Below are 13,708 nucleotides of genomic sequence, written 5' to 3' on the forward strand. Positions count from 1 at the left end.
GCAATAAGACGCAAATAAATCACGGGGCTTTACGACGATGATGTTTCCCTGACGCCAGACCCCAACCGATAGCTGACCCACACTACGCACACGAGGTTGTTCTGCGCATGTCTCAACCACGTAATATTCCGACCCCGACGGGCGATGTTTCCGGTTCGATCGAGGAATTCCGCAGCGGCGCCGCATCGGGCAGTGCGGTGCTTGATGGCAGGTGGGGTCAGGCGCTGACGTTTGAGGCGCCCTACGTGCTTGATCGGCTGCTGAGCGAAGGTGTTGTGGATACCCGCGAACAGGCGCAGGAATTGTTCAGCGAAACCAAGAAATATTTGATTTTGTGTGAGCTGAACCCGGACACGGCTATTGGTATGTATTCGGGGTTAGTCGACGCCGCCTGGCATGCGTTTATTTTGTTCACCGCAGCATATATCGAGTATGGCCAACGGTTTTTTGGTCGCTATCTGGCTCACACCCCCGCCGTTGTCGAGTCCGGGCCCTCCGTTGGGGCTGGGGACCGCCGTGGACGGCTCAGGGAGAAGTCGACGTTCCTTGACTTCCGCCGCCGCTACGAAACACTCTTCCAACACGCGCTGCCGGATGTCTGGTACGACGAGCGTTGCATCAGCCCGAGCCGGCGGATGATCCGCGAGGATCGGGTCGGCCCACTAAGTCTGACCCACCACGACGGCTGCGTCGAATTGTGCCGCCCGGACGGTACCAGCCTGGTCAGCGTCAACGAGCTGGCTTACCCCGCATTGCAATTCATCCTCGCCACCAGCGTCTTCTACGTCCGGGAACTGCCAGGGGGGCTCACCGAGGAGGAAAAGGTGGGCCTCAGCCAGGCGCTCGCCCGATGCGGCGCTCTCAGAATTGTGGCCTGACGACATTGGGCACGAGTAGCGAGTCGGCGCGGCGTGGGACGAGCGAGTAATGCTGAGCCGAAACATCTTTCACCAACTGGCGCATTGGCCATCCGCCGCCGCGCCACCGGCCGCCACCGGCCGCCACCGGCCGGCGATATCACATAACCCCCAACCAAGCATGGAGCCATCGTGTTTGATTTTGCGCTGTTGCCACCAGAGGTGAATTCGGCCCGGATGTACACCGGTCCGGGATCGAGCTCGCTGCGGGCCGCCGCAGCCAGCTGGGAACTACTGGCAGCCGAACTGCACTCCGCGGCCGGCATGTACCGAGCGGTGGTGATGGACCTGACCAGCATGCGGTGGAGCGGTCCGTCGTCGATGTCGATGGCCGCCGCGGTCATTCCCTATGTGGATTGGCTGACCGGCACCGCCGAGCAGGCTGGACACACCGCGGCCCAGGCAACCGCCGCCGCGACGGCCTTTGAGCAGGCCTTCACGATGACGGTGCCGCCGGCGCTGATCGCCGCCAACCGCGCCCAGCTGCTCGCGCTGATCGCCACCAACTTCTTCGGCCAAAACACCGCCGCGATCGCCACCACCGAAGCCCAATACCTGCAGATGTGGGCCCAAGACGCCACCGCAATGCACGACTACACCCTCGCCTCGGCCGCAGCATGGAAGCTGACCCCGTTTGTCTCCCCGCAATCCGACACCAACCCCGGCGGGCTCAGCGCTCAACACGCCGCAGTCACCCACGCCGCCACCAAGGCCCCCACACCCCCGACGCCCCCGTCGAACAAGGGCAACTGGATCGGAAACCTGCTCAAAGACATCGGAGCGGCGTTGACCGCGGTCGGCCTACCCGAGGTCGGGCTGCCGCTCTACGAATTGGGCGTATTCGTCAACACCTTGAAGCTCCCCAAGATCCTCAAAGACGACTTCACCGCCCTCGACGCCCTGTTCGCCTGGTACTCCACCATGGGCTCGGTGACCGGCGTCAGCGGCATGGCCAACGGGATCATCAATACCGAGAAGAGCCTCGGCTTGATTTCCGGCGTGGCCCAACCCGTGGCCGACACCGCACCCAAAGTCGCCCCGGCCCTGCTGGCCCCGCTCAATGCCATCGCCAAATCACTATCCGGAGCAACCATGCGCGCCGGAGGCGTCCTGGGCGGTCAAGTCTCGGCCACCGCGCGCAGCGCAGGCACCATCGGACAACTGTCGGTGCCCCCCTCCTGGGCCACACCCCAGGCCACCGTCGCCGCCAAAACATTCCAGGCCGCCACCCCCCTGAGCACACTGCCCACCAGCGACGCCGCACCCGCAGCCATGCCCGGCCTACCCGGAATGCCCTCCGCCGCAACCGGACGCGCCGGCGTCATACCCCGATACGGACTCAAAATGACCGTAATGTCACGCCCACTCTCCGGAGGCTAACCACACCGGCCCCTGAACGTGGCGGGCCCGCTCCCACACCTGCGGTAGCCCCTCGGGGGGCTGCGCAACAACCGCGTGGCCGATTTGGCGTTTCGCCGTGACTCGATACATCCAAGATCTCCAACGGGAAAAACGTTGGGCCACAACGAACGACAGGTTCCGCGACCGATATCGATGTGCACACAAGGCAGCCGCCACGCAAGCCGTCAGCGACTAGATCTACACCGACCCCGACGCATCCGGCGCCGCAAACGATGTGCCCCGGCCGCATTCGAAGACCGACGGATTCCGCCGGCGCACACACCGCCCAGCCCCAGTCCACCAAACCGGGGCAAGCTCGCGCAGCAATGTGTCAGCATGTGGTGCAATGACGCTGCACGTATCGGTACGGGACGGCGCTTGGGGGCGTGGCCTCGCCGGCGTCCGTAGGGCAGGATTTGCGCTGGTAATGACGCTGGCCGCAGTAGGTGCAGCGTGCGCGCATTCGCCAGCACCGTCAAGCGGCAGGCCGTCGCCGCCTCCTGGCTCGGCGGGCCCGACCACGGTGGCTCATGCGCCGGCGCAGTATGAGTCGGCGCCCTGCCCGGAAACGGCACAACCCGTGCCGGAGCTGCAAGGCGCCCATTGCGCGGCGCTGGTGGTCCCCGAAAATCGCCGCAAACCCGGCGGGCACACGCTGCGCCTGGCGGTCGCCGTCGTCCCGTCGGAAACCCAGCCCGCGGCCGCCGACCCGATCGTCTTCATCACCGGCGGACCGGGCGAGGACGCCATCATGGATCCGCCGATCGCCGAGGGCGTGGGGCTCAACCACAATCGCGATCTGATCCTGTTGTCGCAGCGCGGTAATCGATCGTCACAACCCGCACTGACCTGCCCCGAAATCGACCGCTTCTTCGCTCGTCGGGTGCGCCTGCGGTATGACGCGGCCACCACCGGCGACGAGTATGTGCAGGCGGTCAAGGCCTGCCACGACCGACTGGCCGGTGACGCAGACCTGTCGGCCTTCAATTCCACCGAGAGCGCCTACGATCTCATAGATCTGCGCAACGCGCTGCACGTCAACCAGTGGAATGTGTTCTCCCACTCCTACGGCACCGACCTGGCCTTGATCTACTCACGGCTGGACGCACCGGCCATCCGGTCGCTGGCCCTCGACGGGATGACCCCGCCGTCAATAGCGAGTCCGGGGTGGACCTGGAGCAGCGCCCGGGAAGCATTCGACAACATGATGAGCGCCTGCACGGTCCAACCGGCATGCCAGTCGCACTATCCCAACCTCGCGGACACTTTCGTTCGGCTGGTCAATGAGCTCGAGGCGAATCCGGTTACCGCCACCGTCCATGCCGAAGGGGCCGGTGATACCAACGTGGTGCTCGACGGCGGCGCACTGCTGAACTGGATGGTCCCTCTGGGAACGCACTTTCCGGCCGAGATGCCCGCCGCGATTGACGAACTTGTGCATGGCAATCCGGCGCGTATTGCCCAGCGTTGGGCGTCGGCTTGGGAGAATCCCGGCAGGGTCGGGCTGATGGGCTGGGGCCTGACGCTGAGCATCTGGTGCAGCGAATGGGTGCCGTTCGAGTCCGAAGACGACCAACTGCGGGCCGCCCGACAGGCTTTCGCGGCGCTGCCCGATTCGGTTCGCGCCCAGGCGCCGCAACTCCCGTTCCTGCGCCAGGCCTGCGCGGCCTGGAATGTGCCCAAGGCGTCCGATTGGGTGCGCGGGGTCAGCGCGGGCGACTTCCCGGCGCTGGTGCTATCGGGCAGCTATGACGGGCAGACCGCTCCGCAATCGGGTCAGTATGTAGCCCAACGTCTTTCGCATGCCACGTCGGTGACCGTCCCAGGCGCTGCCCACGGCATTTACGCCGATCGCTGTGGCGCGGCCATCATCGCGTCGTTCTTCGACGCCCCACGGCAGCCGGACACCAGCTGTGTCAACTCGACGCAGCCGCCGCCCTATGCCATCAGCCCACCGCCACCGTGACACCCCGCTACCCGGACGCACCTGGGCGGCGCTGTCGCGGGCGCAGCGGCACTGGCGTTGTCGTCGTGTTCGGCCAACCGAGCCAAGCCCACGGCAACCACCCCGTTTGACGAACTCGACACCACGATCGACGCGGGCATGAAGGCCTACGGGATCGCGGGTGTCGCGGTCGCCGTATGGGCCGGTGGTCAGCAATACGTTAAGGGCTACGGTGTCACCAACATCGACCATCCGGTGCCCATCGATGGCGATACTGTCTTCCGGATCGGTTCCACCACAAAGACATTCACTGGAACCACGATCATGCGGCTGGTGGCCAGGACAAGGTGGACCTGGACGCACCGGTGCGCCGGTACCTTCCCGAGTTCGCCGTTGCCGACCCGGTGGTCAGCGCCACCGTCACGGTGCGTCAGTTGCTCAATCACACCTCGGGGCTGGATGGGTGATGACGTCCAGGACTTCGACTTCGACCGCGCCGATGACGCGGTGGCCCAGTACGTCGCCTCGATGACGAGGACTACCCCAGCTGACTGCGCCGGGACCGTCTTCGCTTACAACAACTCCGGTTTGGTGGTGGCGGGCCAAATCATCGAAGTCCTCACCGGGTCGACTTACGAGTCGGCGGTGCAACGTCTGTTGCTCGACCAGCTGCAACGTGGCCACACCCACTACTTCTCCGACCAGATCGTCGGTCTGAATGTGGCGGCCGAGCATGACGTGGTCGACGCCAACCGGTTGTCGATAACGACTTTTGGTCCTCTCCGCTTAGCTGCAACCCGACCGGCGCGTCGATTCCAGCGTGCGAGATCAACTGCGCTACACCAGGTTTCACCTCGCCGACGGCACCGCACTCGATGGAACGCGGCGGCTGGGCGCGCAATCGCTGGCGGCGACACGCTCGGACCCCGGCGCGGGCGACACCCTGCAGGTCGAGCTCACCGGAATGGGTGTTGGCTGGACGCTGCGGCCGTCCGCAGAAGGCCCGGTCATCGTCCAGCACGGCGGCACGTGGAACTGCCAACGCTGCCCGCCACGCCGCAGCATCTCAGCGCCGGCGAGTTGGCGCCGTATCAGCGGCGATATGTCGCCGAGCTGATCAACGAATCCGGCCGCACCACGGACGCCTTTCCCACCTCCGGTAGCGCCGTTGGCCCGCGTCAGCGTGACCTTCGGCGCGTCGCGGCCACCCAGGCCAAGGTCGCCAGCGTCGCCGCCGGATAGACCAGTCCGGCCCAAGCCAGATACCAGGGCCGGCTGATCACCCAGATGGTGGGCTGGGCGAAGCTGAGCAACCACGGCACGCCGATCATGGTCAGCGCCAGCCAGCCCCAGCCGATGATTCGGGCTCCGAGGCGCTCGTGCAGCGGCCCCTGCAACAGCCAGATCATCAGCGGCACCAGCCACACCCAGTGGTGGGTCCACGAAATCGGCGAAAGCAACAGCCCGAACAACTCGACCACCAGCAACTTGCCCACCTGATCGGACGCACCCAGCGCCCGCCACGCCAGGACAGCCAGCACCGCCGTGATGGCAATCGCCGCCAGCACCAGCGGACCCAAGCCGGCGTCGTGTCCGAGAATCCGCGAAATCGCGCCCCGCCAGGACTGATTGAACGACGTGGCAACGGGCCCGACCCGGCGAGCATCACCCAACAGGTCGGTGAAGTAGTAGCGCGCCTGGTCCCCGACGATCAGCACCGACACGCCGACACTGGCCAAAAACGCCACCGCCGACGCGGCCCCGGCAAGCCAGCGCCTTACCCCAACGAAATAGACGGCGGTGATCGCCGGCGTCAGCTTGATCCCGGCCGCCACCCCGACCAGCACACCGGACAGCCACCAACGGGTGCTGTACACCGCCCATAGTGCCGCCAACATCAGCAAGACGTTGATCTGCCCGTAGTCGAAGGTGCTGCGCAACGGCTCGAGCCAGATGGCGATCGCCGTCCACAGCATCGCGGCCCGGTGACCGCGACCGGCCGGCACGCCCAAGAGGCGCTGGCTGATCCGTACGGAGCCGTACAGCGCGGCCATCGTCGCGATCTGCCACAGCAACGCAAGCAGGCCGAACGGCAGCAGGTGCAGCGGATAGAAGGCGACCGCAGCGAACGGTGGATAGGTGAACGGCAGCGGGAAGTCCGGCGTCTGGTCGGCGTACACGTAGCTGTACAGGGTGCCCGGGTGATCCAGAGCTGCCGCCCCGCCCACATAGACGTGCAGGTCGACGAAGTTCGCGCCGTTGGGCGCCAGGTAGGTCCAGGCGAATCGCGCGGCGACGCTCAGGATCAGCAGCAGTGGCGCTGCCCGCATCTGCCACCGGGTGGTTCTCGCCGTCGGGACGGCTGAAGTGCTGTCTACCCGCATGACATTAGTGGGACACGTTCCGCGGGCGCCGGATCACCGCCGCCACTCGTATCGGTAACGATCACATAAATGCCACACGTGTCACTTGAGTCACACCTGTACCGCGATAGCTTCGGCTGCGGGATCTGTCACCGCTAACCAGGGAGAGTCATGCCAACCATGTGGACCTATGTACGCGCCGCCGCCGTCTTGGTCGGTTCGTCCGCCGCCTTACTCACGGGCGGTATCGCCCACGCCGACCCGGCGCCGGTGCCGGATCCGGTGTCCAACATCCCGCAGCAGCTGATCGCGTCGGCCGCCAACGCGCCGCAAATTCTGCAAAACCTCGCGACGGCACTGGGAGCCACCCCGCCGGTCCCCAAGGCCCCGGAACCCGCGCTTACCGCCCCTGGCATCGCATCCATGATTCCGGGTCTGACTCCCGCCGCACCGGCTGTACCGGCTACGTCGGCCGGAACGCCGGCCATTCCGGGGGTGACCACACCGATCCCCGGTATCACCGCTCCGGTGGCGGCTCCGACGGCTCCCGCACCGGCGGCAACGCCGGCCATTCCCGGGGTGACCGCACCGATCCCGGGCGTCACCGCGCCGCTGACCCCGGCGGCTCCCGCGGCGCCGGCAGCGGCACTTCCCGGATTGGCATCGGCGATTCCGGGTCTCGCCCAGGCGGCCCTGCCCGGGCTGACCTCAGGCGTCATTCCGGGTCTACCGGGCGCTGCCTCGGCGCCCGCGGCGCCCGCGCCCGGGGCACCGGCAGGTCCGCCCCAGACGCTGCTAGCCGCCCTGCCCTGACCCAACCGTCAACGGCTGACCATCACCTAGGACTGGAGAAACTACTGTGGCAAGCACGTGGAGCCTGTCCAAGGGTTTGGCCGCCGCCGTCGTCACCTCGGCTGCCGCGTTCGGGCTTTGCCCGGCCGCGGCAGCCGACCCGGCGGCGCCGCAGCCCAACCCCAACCAGCAGCTACCGGGCCTGCCGGCGTTGACCCAGTTGAGTCCGATAATCCAGCAGGCCGCCAGCAACCCTGGACAGGCGACGCAGCTGCTGATGGCCGCGGCGCAAGCGTTTGTCCACAATCCGGCTGCGCCGGCCGAGTCCAAGAACGTCGCGGCTTCGGTGAACCGGTTCGTGGCGGAGCCGACCAATCCCGGTTCGCCTGCGCTGGGGGTGCCGGCGCCGGCCCCGGCTCCCGAGACCGCACCAGTACCACACGTGCCACCGCCTGGCGTGGAGCCCGGCATGCTGGCGCATCTGCCTACCGGGATCGATCCCGCACATGTCGCCGGCCCCGCGCCGGCTTCTCCGTCGGGTGGAGCACCGCCCGCTGCGGCTTCGGCGCCGGCTTCTCCGTCGGGTGGAGCACCGCCCGCTGCGGCTCCCGCACCCGCACCGGCTCCCCCGTCGAGCGTGCACGCGCCGGCTTCTGCGCCAGGTGGGGCACCCGCGCCGGCTCCGCCGTCGGCCGCCGCCCCCGCGCCGGCCCCCGACGTGGCCCCACCTGCGCCGGCCGCGGCTCCGGCAGCCGCCCCCGGATTCGGCCCCGACGCCCCGCCCACGCAGGACTTCATGTACCCCTCGATCGGCACGAATTGCCTGGCCGACGGTAGCAATGTGATCGCCACCGCGCTCTCGGTCGCGGGCCCCGCCAAGATTCCGTCACCCGGCCCGGGGCCGGGCCAGACGGCCTATGTCTTCACTGCCGTCGGGACCCCCGGACCCGCCGAGGTGCAGCGGCTGCCGTTGAACGTCACCTGGGTGAACCTGACGACCGGCAGGTCCGGCAGCGCCACGCTCAAGCCTCGGCCGGACATCAATCCGGACGGGCCGACCACGTTGACCGTGATCGCCGACACCGGTTCGGGCAGCATCATGTCGACGATTTTCGGTCAGGTCACCACCAAGGAACGGCAGTGCCAGTTCATGCCGACCATCGGCTCAACGGTGGTTCCTTAGAGCGGGCGCTGCCCCGGCCACCATCGCGGCGACGCCGGCTCACGGTTGGTGCAACGACAACCCGGCGTGACTCGCCGTCGCGGCCGGCAGCTGGCGAGGCGCGACATCAGTACGCCATGAACAAGATGGCGTCGCGGTCGTACTCCAGCCCCGGATGAACGTCGGCAAGGTGTTTCTGGGTCAGCTCGACCAGCTCGTCCTCGTCCTTGCCGGCGATCGCTTCGCCGCACGGACACGTTATGTGCGTTTTCACGTTGCCGCCTTTCCCTGGGCTTTGCCGTTGGCCCGTTACTTGGATTTCTTGGATTCTGCCTTCATCTGCTTCTTGTGCGAGCGCACCTGCCCGAGCGAGCGGGCGTCGACGATATCGGCGACGGAGATATAGGTGCCGGGTTGACCGAACGGTCCGGCGGCTTCCCGCCAGCCCGGCGGCGTCACGCCGTACTGCTTGCCGAGCAACGCCACAAAGATCCGGGCCTTTTGTTCGCCGAAACCGGGCAACCCGTTGAGCCGCCGCAGCAACTCGGTACCATCGGGTTCGCCGGCGGTCCACACGGCGGCCGCGTCCCCACCGTAGCGGTCCACGACGATCTGCGCGAGCGCCTGGATGCGTTTGGCCATCGAACCCGGAAACCGATGTATCGCAGGCTTTTCCGAGCACAGTGCGGCGAACTTCTCTGGGTCGTAGTCCGCTATCTCACCGGCGTCGAAGCCGCCCATCCGGTCGGCGATCTTCTTGGGCCCGGCGAAGGCGGTCTCCAGCGGAACCTGCTGATCAAGGAGCATGCCGACCAGCAGTGCGAACGGGTTGGAGTCGAGCAGCGCGTCGGCGGCCTGGTCCTGGGCAAGCTGCAGTTTCACCACCCACACAGTTTAGAACTCAACGGGCGGCCCGTCGGCAGAGCATTGGTACAGCATCGAATTGGCTTGCCCGGCAGAGGCTTTGCTGCGATTAGCCGCTCTTGCGGCGGAATTCCCGTCGGCTCTCCAGCGGACCGTGTGCCCGCGGTTGCTTGGCGCCGCCGTCCTTATGATCCGATCCACCCGCCGACTTGGCCAGCTTGCGGTCGAGGGCTTCGCGGAACTTGCGCTTGGTCTCGTCCTCCGGGGACTTCGATGCAGCCATACCCGGCAGCCTAACCCGAGTGTCTACCGCTTACCCGGCGGCAGACCGTAAACGTGCGAGATCGGCAGGGTCAGCACCACCCGCCGATCGGTGACCATCGCCTCGCGGTATTCGTCCCAATCCGGATGCTCACCAGCGATGTTGCGGTACAAGGCAATTAGCGCCTCCACGGTGTCGTCGCCCGGCGCGGCCGCCGGCGGCGTCAGCTCCGCGGTGCCCTCGGCGACGGCATAGGACCATCCGTCGTCGGCATCGACCAGGATCGACGCGCGCGGGTCCCGGCGCAGGTTGCGGGTCTTGGCGCGCGGCTCGGTGATCGACACCTGAAACACCAGGGTGCGGGGGTCGAAGTGATACCGCACGTTGGACAGCTGGGGACGTCCGTCGCGTTTGATGGTGGCCAGCACTCCGATGGAGTTGCCGCTGATCACGGCCAACAGCTTGTCGTCGAAGACGTGGCGTCCCATGCCCGAAAGCCTACGTTGCCTCGCGACGGTCCAAGACCACCTGGTGGAATCGGATCATGACTCGGTACGCGGCATTCCTGCGCGGCGTCAATGTCGGGGGCGTGAACCTGAAGATGGCCGACGTCGCCGCGGCATTGACCGACGCCGGGTTCGCCGACGTGCGTACCGTCGTGGCCAGCGGCAACGTCCTGCTCGAGTCATCCTTCGGTGCCGCGCACGTGCGCGCGACGGCCGAGGCCGCCTTGCGCGAGCGGTTCGGCTACGACGCGTGGGTGTTGGTCTACGACCTCGATACCGTGCGCGCCATCGACGAGCGGTACCCGTTCGAGCGGGGGGTCGACGGATACCAGTCGTATGTCACGTTTGTCAGCGACACCGCGGTGCTCGACGAATTGGCGGCGCTGGAAGGTAGCCCCGAGGAGAAAATCAGTCGCGGTGACGGTGTCGTTTACTGGCAGGTACCCAAGGGAAGCACATTGAACAGCGCCATCGGCCAAACCATGGGTAAGAAGCGCTACAAATCGTCGACCACCACCCGCAACCTGCGAACACTGGACAAGGTGCTGAAATAACCCCCGCCGACGAAGCCGCCCAACAGAAAGTCAGCCTCACCGGAGTCTTCGAGACCGCCCTGCTAACGCTGAATGCCAGGGCCGCGGAGGCCCGCCGCAGCGACCCGATCATCGAGGACCCGATGGCCGTCGCCCTGGTCGATTCCATCGACTTCGACTTCGCGAAGTTCGGCCCCACCCGCCAGGACATCGCGTTGCGGGCCCAAGCCTTCGACGCCGCGGCCCTGTCCTATCTCGGCCGGCATCCGTCGGCCACGGTGGTGGCGCTGGCAGAAGGTCTGCAAACCAGCTTCTGGCGTTTGGACGCCGCTCTTCCGGACAGCCGATTCCGTTGGCTCACAGTTGATCTGACGCCGATCATCGATATCCGTAGGCGGCTGCTGCCGACGCCTGCCCGGGTGTCGGTGTGCGCCCAGTCCGCGCTGGATTACAGCTGGATGGACTGCGTCGACTCATCCGCCGGGGTGTTCATCACCGCGGAGGGGCTGCTGATGTACCTGCAGCCTGAACAGGCGCTGGAGCTGATCAGCGAGTGCGCGCGAAAATTCCCGGGCGGTCAGATGCTCTTCGACCTGCCGCCGCGCTGGTTCACCTTCTTCAGCCGACTCGGCATCCGGACGTCGCTGCGCTACACGATTCCGCCGATGCCGTTCAGCATGTCCGTCGGACAGGCCGCGGAGTTGGTGGACACGGTGCCGGGCATCCGCGCGGTTCGCGACGTGCCGTTGCCCACGGGACGCGGCTTCGTTGTCAACGCCGCACTGTCGACGGTCTACCGCACGCGGTTCTTAGATGCCCTGCGCCCGTGCCTGACTCTGCTGGAGTTCGGCTGAACCCTCAGTCGGGCACGTTCGTGAGATAACGCATCGCGTCGGACTTGGTCAGGCCCAGTGCGCGAGCGACTTCCACGTATTCCCTGGCCGCGGCGGCCATCGCGGCGTCAGTCGGGTCGAACCGGGAGATGAAAGTACCGAAGCGCCCGCGCGTTTCGACGATCGCCGCCGACTCCAACTCCCGGTAGGCGCGGGCCACCGTATTGGCGGCAACCCCGAGCTGGCCGGCCAGGTCGCGCACTGTCGGCAGCCGGGTTCCCGGTGGTAACGCACCGGCTCGCACCCCGTCGATCACTTGGGTCCTGAGCTGGTCGAACAGCGGCTTGCCCGCCTTCACATCGATCCGTAACCAGTCGCGCAGCTCCACCCACCCAGTATCTACCAAGCACGGCTATCTTTGTGGGATGCGAGTGACGGTGCTCAGCGGGGCGGGGATCTCGGCGGAAAGCGGCGTACCGACCTTTCGTGACGACAAGAACGGATTGTGGGCCCGTTTCGACCCCTACGAGCTGTCCAGCACACAAGGATGGGAGAGCAACCCCGAGCGGGTGTGGGGCTGGTATCTATGGCGCCACTACCTGGTGGCCACGGTCGAACCCAACGAGGGTCATCGCGCGATCGCCGACTGGCAGGCCGCGGCCGACGTCACCGTCGTCACCCAGAACGTCGACGACCTGCACGAGCGTGCCGGTAGCACACCAGTGCACCACCTGCACGGCAGCCTTTTTGAATTCCGTTGTGCCCGTTGCGGTATGCCTTACACCGAGGCGCTGCCGGTGATGACCGAACCGGCTATTGAGGTGGAGCCGCCGGTCTGCCGCTGCGGCGGCCTGATCCGGCCCGACATCGTCTGGTTCGGCGAGGCGCTGCCCGAAGGGCCGTGGCAACACGCCGTCGCGGCGACCGAAGCCGCCGACGTGGTGGTGGTGGTGGGGACCTCCGCGATCGTCTACCCGGCGGCCGGGCTACCGGAGCTGGCGCTGGCACGCGGCATTCCGGTGATCGAGGTCAATCCCGAGCCGACACCGCTGTCGCGCGGCGCGACGATCTGTGTTCGCCAGTCGGCGAGTCGGGCGTTGCCCGGGTTGTTGCAGCGGCTGCCCGCCTTGCTCACGTAGCTGTCGCGTCGAGACTGCGGTAGTGGTATCGAGCCTGCGCACAGATCGGGGTTCGCCCACAGGTCCGCGCGCTGAGCGCAGTTTCGGTGAGCCGGCGTCGGCGGAGCGGGCGATTCTGCCGTCATGGGCAGCTCGGAACCATTTCTGGGCAGCGAAGCGGTGCGCAGCGGAATGCTGCGGCCCCACCAGCTGCGGTCCCGATTCCGGGCGGTGTACCCCGACGTCTACGTGCGACGCGATCAGCAACTGACGCTGCGCCACCGTGCGGTCGCGGCGTGGCGGTGCTCGCGCCGCCGCGGTGTGCTTGCGGGGCTGACCGCCGCCGCATGGCACGGCTCGAAATGGGTAGACGAACGCCTGCCCATCGAATTGGTGTGGTCCACCGCGCGACCGCCACGCGGCCTGCGCACCTACGACGTGCGGCTCGGGCCCGAGGAGTATGACCTCGTCGGCGGAATCCCGGTGACCACACCGCAACGCACCGCATACGACGTTGGACGGCGAAAGCCGATGGGCGCCGCGATCGCATACCTGGACGCTCTGCTGGGGGCAACCAACGTCAAGCTTGCTGAAGTCGCCGAAGCGGCCGACCGGCATCGCGGGGCGCGGGGCTTGAGGCAACTGGAAACCGCGCTGGAACTCGTCGATACCGGTTCGCAGTCGCCGAAAGAGAGCTGGCTGCGGCTGTTGATCATCGGCGCCGGGTTACCCCGGCCGACCACGCAAGTCCCGGTGGCAACACCGGATGGCACCCGGATGTACTACCTCGATATGGGTTGGCCGGATGTGATGGTCGCCGTCGAAGACGACGGCGAGCATCACGGCCTCGACCGCTGGCAATACACCAGGGACATCAGGCGTAGCGAGCAGTGGGAGCGGCTCGGCTGGCTGATCGTCCGAGTGGTGGCAACGGATAGACCTGCCGACATCATTCGCCGGATCCGTGCTGCATTGGAGTTTCGCGGGTCGAGACTGCGATAGTCGCATCGAG

General features: G+C 66.8%; 15 protein-coding genes and 1 pseudogene. 10 read left to right on the forward strand and 6 right to left on the reverse strand.

The annotated features are described in order from the left end of the window. The first annotated feature begins 107 nt into the window (after positions 1–107). The 4 genes and pseudogenes from EET10_RS21175 to EET10_RS21190 all read left to right on the forward strand — a co-directional run. Positions 108–878, forward strand: coding sequence for a glycine-rich domain-containing protein (locus EET10_RS21175; protein WP_136622999.1), 771 nt, complete (start codon positions 108–110; stop codon positions 876–878). A gap of 168 nt (positions 879–1,046) precedes the next feature. Next, on the forward strand, positions 1,047–2,297 hold the full coding sequence (locus EET10_RS21180; RefSeq protein ID WP_122502475.1) for a PPE family protein: 1,251 nt from the start codon (positions 1,047–1,049) through the stop codon (positions 2,295–2,297). A gap of 601 nt (positions 2,298–2,898) precedes the next feature. Next, positions 2,899–4,284, forward strand: a complete 1,386-nt coding sequence (locus EET10_RS21185; RefSeq protein WP_244602036.1) for an alpha/beta fold hydrolase — start codon at positions 2,899–2,901, stop codon at positions 4,282–4,284. 138 nt (positions 4,285–4,422) lie between these two features. After that, positions 4,423–5,394, forward strand: a pseudogene (locus EET10_RS21190) (serine hydrolase domain-containing protein); the annotation flags it as partial. 47 nt (positions 5,395–5,441) lie between these two features. On the opposite strand, the gene EET10_RS21195 reads toward EET10_RS21190, so the two are convergent. Continuing rightward, positions 5,442–6,647 (reverse strand): mannosyltransferase, encoded by a 1,206-nt coding sequence (locus tag EET10_RS21195; protein ID WP_051490411.1) that lies wholly within the window; start codon positions 6,645–6,647, stop codon positions 5,442–5,444. 150 nt (positions 6,648–6,797) lie between these two features. On the opposite strand from EET10_RS21195, the gene EET10_RS21200 reads away from it, so the two are divergent. Together EET10_RS21200 and EET10_RS21205 are read left to right on the forward strand one after the other, a co-directional pair. Then, complete coding sequence (locus EET10_RS21200; RefSeq protein WP_063466712.1) at positions 6,798–7,439, forward strand: hypothetical protein; 642 nt, start codon at positions 6,798–6,800, stop codon at positions 7,437–7,439. Positions 7,440–7,485: 46 nt separating this feature from the next. Next, positions 7,486–8,601, forward strand: coding sequence for an Rv1157c family protein (locus EET10_RS21205; protein ID WP_063466711.1), 1,116 nt, complete (start codon positions 7,486–7,488; stop codon positions 8,599–8,601). A 106-nt stretch (positions 8,602–8,707) separates the two neighbouring features. Here EET10_RS21205 and EET10_RS21210 read toward each other — a convergent pair whose 3' ends face one another. The 4 genes from EET10_RS21210 to EET10_RS21225 form a co-directional block, all read right to left on the reverse strand. Continuing rightward, positions 8,708–8,854, reverse strand: coding sequence for a hypothetical protein (locus EET10_RS21210; RefSeq protein ID WP_064774911.1), 147 nt, complete (start codon positions 8,852–8,854; stop codon positions 8,708–8,710). 35 nt (positions 8,855–8,889) lie between these two features. After that, positions 8,890–9,465 carry an HhH-GPD-type base excision DNA repair protein gene (locus EET10_RS21215; protein WP_063466722.1) on the reverse strand — a complete coding sequence of 192 codons (576 nt, stop codon included), beginning with the start codon at positions 9,463–9,465 and terminating at the stop codon, positions 8,890–8,892. 88 nt (positions 9,466–9,553) lie between these two features. Then, positions 9,554–9,727 (reverse strand): DUF5302 domain-containing protein, encoded by a 174-nt coding sequence (locus tag EET10_RS21220; RefSeq protein ID WP_099187606.1) that lies wholly within the window; start codon positions 9,725–9,727, stop codon positions 9,554–9,556. Between the two features lie 23 nt (positions 9,728–9,750). Continuing rightward, the gene (locus EET10_RS21225; protein WP_036401561.1) at positions 9,751–10,194 is read right to left on the reverse strand and encodes a PPOX class F420-dependent oxidoreductase; all 444 of its coding nucleotides are present in this window, start codon (positions 10,192–10,194) and stop codon (positions 9,751–9,753) included. A 56-nt stretch (positions 10,195–10,250) separates the two neighbouring features. On the opposite strand from EET10_RS21225, the gene EET10_RS21230 reads away from it, so the two are divergent. Further along, positions 10,251–10,766: a DUF1697 domain-containing protein gene (locus EET10_RS21230; RefSeq protein ID WP_063466710.1), complete on the forward strand. Its 516-nt coding sequence runs from the start codon at positions 10,251–10,253 to the stop codon at positions 10,764–10,766. Next, entirely contained in the window at positions 10,763–11,599 is an 837-nt protein-coding gene (locus EET10_RS21235; RefSeq protein ID WP_036401564.1) for a class I SAM-dependent methyltransferase, read from the forward strand. Before EET10_RS21230 ends, EET10_RS21235 begins: the two co-directional genes overlap by 4 nt. Before the next feature lie 4 nt (positions 11,600–11,603). Here EET10_RS21235 and EET10_RS21240 read toward each other — a convergent pair whose 3' ends face one another. After that, entirely contained in the window at positions 11,604–11,966 is a 363-nt protein-coding gene (locus tag EET10_RS21240; protein ID WP_023366658.1) for an Rv1152 family transcriptional regulator, read from the reverse strand. 37 nt (positions 11,967–12,003) lie between these two features. Here EET10_RS21240 and EET10_RS21245 point away from each other — a divergent pair, with 37 nt between their 5' ends. Together EET10_RS21245 and EET10_RS21250 are read left to right on the forward strand one after the other, a co-directional pair. Continuing rightward, positions 12,004–12,717 carry an NAD-dependent deacylase gene (locus EET10_RS21245; RefSeq protein WP_036401567.1) on the forward strand — a complete coding sequence of 238 codons (714 nt, stop codon included), beginning with the start codon at positions 12,004–12,006 and terminating at the stop codon, positions 12,715–12,717. Positions 12,718–12,840: 123 nt separating this feature from the next. Then, the gene (locus tag EET10_RS21250) at positions 12,841–13,698 is read left to right on the forward strand and encodes a hypothetical protein (RefSeq protein WP_063466709.1); all 858 of its coding nucleotides are present in this window, start codon (positions 12,841–12,843) and stop codon (positions 13,696–13,698) included. Positions 13,699–13,708: the final 10 nt, after the last annotated feature.

The sequence above is a fragment of the Mycobacterium pseudokansasii genome (genome assembly GCF_900566075.1).
Lineage (GTDB): Bacteria > Actinomycetota > Actinomycetes > Mycobacteriales > Mycobacteriaceae > Mycobacterium > Mycobacterium pseudokansasii.